Genomic DNA, 3,643 nt, shown 5'->3' on the forward strand with positions numbered 1-3,643 from the left:
GTTCGCTGGCCCCGCCGACGTCATCGCCGCCACCAACATCCGGAAACGGGCGCGTGTGGCGTGGGCATTCGTCAGCATGCCCGTCCCCACCCCCAAAGGGGGAGGGGAGATGCGACCCCGGCACGACACCCAGCCGCGACGGGGAGCGCAACAAGGCGTGAACACCCGAGCCCCAAGCTCGAACGTTCACGGCCAAGAAGCTGACCCCCGGTAAGGTCTTCGCCTGAGCCGTCCGTCCGGCCAGCCGAACGATTCGACCGAGCGCACCGGCGCGCACCGGCGACGGTGAACCAACGGCTCGACCCGGTATTGGCACCGGCAGACATTGCGGCGTAGGCGACGGCAGTTACCGTGCCGTGGTTCGACACCATCCGCGCCACCGGTGCCGAACCCTCGGGAAACGCCACCAGGACCGCCCGTATCGGCCCCGTTCCTTCCCTTGCGGGGCGGGTGGAAAGAAGCGTTGTCCGAGCCTTGCGCATATGCGCTCCGTTCCCCGGCCACCCCGGAGGGGGAACAGAGAACGTTGCCGTCGCCGTTGACACGACGAATCCGGCCTTTTGGGCATTCGGCGGCCGCGCCGACGGCAACGTGTCAATGGTGACGGCCATGTCGGGCGAGGCGCGGCGCGGACGGTCCCGTCTCCGTCCGCACCGCACCCGTCTCCACCCCCGTCCGGCCGCCGGCTCGCCCGTCACCCGGCCCGCCCGCCGGTCGGGCCGGGTGACGGGACGGCGGCCGGCGGCCACGACGCGGCGGAGGGACCCGAGCGACACTCCCCGTCGCGGGATCCCGCCCGCCGCGTCGTGGGTCCCTTCGCAGCGCGGGCCCGCTAGGCCGGGCTGGGTTCGTTGCCCGCCGCGGCCTCGGAGTCCGCGGCGACCTGAGAGTCCGTGGCGACCTCCGAGGGAGCGACCAACTCTGGGAACGCGAGGGTCTCGGAGTTCGCGACGACCTCGAAGTCCCCGACGGCCTGCGCGTCGGCCACGGCCTGCGCGTCCCCGGTGGCCCGCAGGGCCGTGCCGTTCTTGAAGCCCGCAGCGGCCTCCGGGTCGGTTGCGGTGGCCGCGGAGCCGGCGGCGGTCTGAGGGGCGTCGACGGTGTCCGGCGCGTGTCCGTGGAACAGCTTCGGGCGGTAGACGTCCCAAAGCTCGCTCAGGAAGAAGTGGCCGAAGCGTTCCAGGGCGGCCAGGCCGTTCGGCCCCTCCGTGCGGAACGTGGTGAGCTGCCGGGCGAAGTCGTCCAGCCCCAGGCGCAGGATGCCGGCGCCGGCGATGGCCGCCTCGTCGTCGTCGCTCTCCATCACGTGCCCCTCGAAGATGCGGAAGAACAGCGTCGTGGTGTCCGGCCAGACGCGCGTCGCCGCGCGGTGGCGGATGTCCTTCCACCCGGAGAGGGTGCGGGGCCGGCCCTCGGCGTCGGTGAAGTGCAGGCGATACCGCATGAGCTTGCGGTCCGGCGCACTCCCCGGACAGAACAGGTTGAACCAGCCCCGCTCGATCTGACACCGGCCCCCGCAGACAGCGGCGTCGATCCATCCCTCAGCCCGTGCGGTGTGCTCGGGCTCCTCCAGGAAGCGGTCCACGTCGTCGACGGTGATGGTGAGCCGGAACCCGAGCCGATGCCCGTGGTCCCGGCCCGCCTGCTCTCCCGCCCCGGGAGCATGCTCACCCTCGGCGAAGAACCCCTTCATCTCCTCAGTGAACGACAGCGACGTGCGCTCTTCGGCACCCCTGTGAACCTCGGAACCACGCGTCGTGCCGTTCACCGCCCCTCCAACCGGGCGCGTCCCGTGTACGCGCCCGGTGTCCTCCAGCAACCGCGTGCACATCCGGTCGGACAGTGCCGCGATCGTCAGTGACGGGTTCGGCCCCACCGCGCCGGGCAGTGCCGCCCCGTCCGCGATGTACAGGCCGGGGAACCCGTGCACCTCCCCGAACGGGTCGCAGACCCCCTCACCGGGGTGCCGCCCCATCGGCGCCCCGCCCCCCGGGTGCACCGTGATGATGCGCTTGCGGAACCAGATCGGGTTGTCGGCGTAAGTCGCACCGAGCACGGCGGCGATCCGCTTCATCGTGGAACGCATCCGCGCGAAGTACTCCTCGCTCGTCTTCGTCGTCCAGTCGGCGTCGAGCCGGCCGCCGCGCAGCCGCAGCACGCCGTCCGGGACGTCGCGGCCCATGCCGAGCAGCGGCAGCGAGCTGACCGACAGCGCCCCGTCGCCGATCAGCTCGGACACCTCACCGGACAGGTTGGTGTCCGGCGCATGGGAGAAGAAGGCCGCGAACCGCTCGCGCATCAGGCGGACGATCCGCGAGATCTCGTGCGCGATGTCGGCCTCCTCCACCATCCAGCCGACGAAGTTCGGATAGCCGCCGTCCTCGATGTACGCGCCGCGCCCCGCGCCCGGCACGCCGTCGACCTCGTCGGGGAGCCGGATCGCGCTGGTGATCGTGGGGCCCAGGCTGGCGTCGAGCGGCCGGAGCCGGTCCCGGTCCTTGGCCCGCAGCAGGAAGGTCAGCAGGTCGCCGTTGCCGGAGAACCGCGTGCCGAGCGCGTCACTCAGTCCCGGGAACCGCGCCTTGTTCCGAAGCAGCAGGTAGGTCGTGCCGTACGCGCCGGCGGCCAGCACCAGACGGTCGCAGGAGATGGTCCGGGACTCCGGCTTGCGGGCCTTCGTGAGGGGATCGTGGTGGACGTAGTCGACCTCGTAGCCGCCCTCCGGCCGCGGCCTGATCTCACGGACCTCGTGCAGGGTGCGCAGGTCCGCGCCGTGGTGCCGGGCGGCGGACAGGTAGGTGTGGTCCAGGCTGTTCTTCGCCCCGTCGTTGCAGCCCAGGTAGCACTCCCCGCAGAGCCGGCAGCTCCGGCGCTGCACGCCGTGCAGGTTGCCGTACTTGGGGTCGGTGATCGGCAGCCCGAGCCCGGGTTCGGCCCCCGGCGTCGGTGCGAAGCTGACCGCCAGTGACGGCAGCTGCCAGTCGAGCCCGAGCTCGGCCGCCGCGTCCTGCATCGCATGGGCCTTGGCGGTGGTGGCGAAGGCCGGATGGTCGAGCGGGTAGGGCGTGCCCCCGAGCATGCCCTCGACCGCGTCATAATGCGGATCCAGCTCCTGCCGGCTCACCGGCCAGGTCTCGTACCCGCCCTCGGGGAGCGCCTCTTCCTTGACGAACCACTCCTCGTCCTTGCGTAGCAGGACGTTGGCGTAGATCAGCGAACCGCCGCCCAGGCCGCTGGAGACGACCGAGTCGAACCCGCGGAACCCCCAGACGTCGTACAGCCCGTACAGCCCCTCCGCCGGGTCCCAGAACGCACGGCTCATCTGCGCTGGCGTACGGGCGAAGGTGCCCGGCGGGTAGTCCTGCCCCCGTTCGAGGACCACCACGGACAGGCCCGCCTCGGCCAGGCGGTAGGCGGCGACGGAGCCGCCGAAGCCGGAACCGACCACGACGACGTCGGTGTGTTCGCGGTTCATGAGGCCTCCTTCGTCGGAGGGGTGACCAAAGGTGCTGCGTTCATCGGCTCACTCGCTCCGCTCGATCGCGGGGCCTCCTTCGTCGGAGGGGTGACCAAAGGTGCTGCGTTCATCGGCTCACTCGCTCCGCTCGATCGCGGGGCCTCCTTCGTCGGAGGGGTGACCAAG

Annotated in this window: 1 protein-coding gene; it reads right to left on the reverse strand. The window is 71.5% G+C overall.

All coding sequences use genetic code 11. The features are described 5' to 3' along the window. Nucleotides 1–832 precede the first annotated feature (832 nt). Complete coding sequence (locus AB0L00_RS45045) at nucleotides 833–3,475, reverse strand: GMC family oxidoreductase (protein ID WP_364444293.1); 2,643 nt, start codon at nucleotides 3,473–3,475, stop codon at nucleotides 833–835. Nucleotides 3,476–3,643 lie beyond the last annotated feature (168 nt).

The sequence above is a fragment of the Actinoallomurus sp. NPDC052308 genome, assembly GCF_040679195.1.
In the GTDB taxonomy this organism is placed as follows: domain Bacteria; phylum Actinomycetota; class Actinomycetes; order Streptosporangiales; family Streptosporangiaceae; genus Actinoallomurus; species Actinoallomurus liliacearum.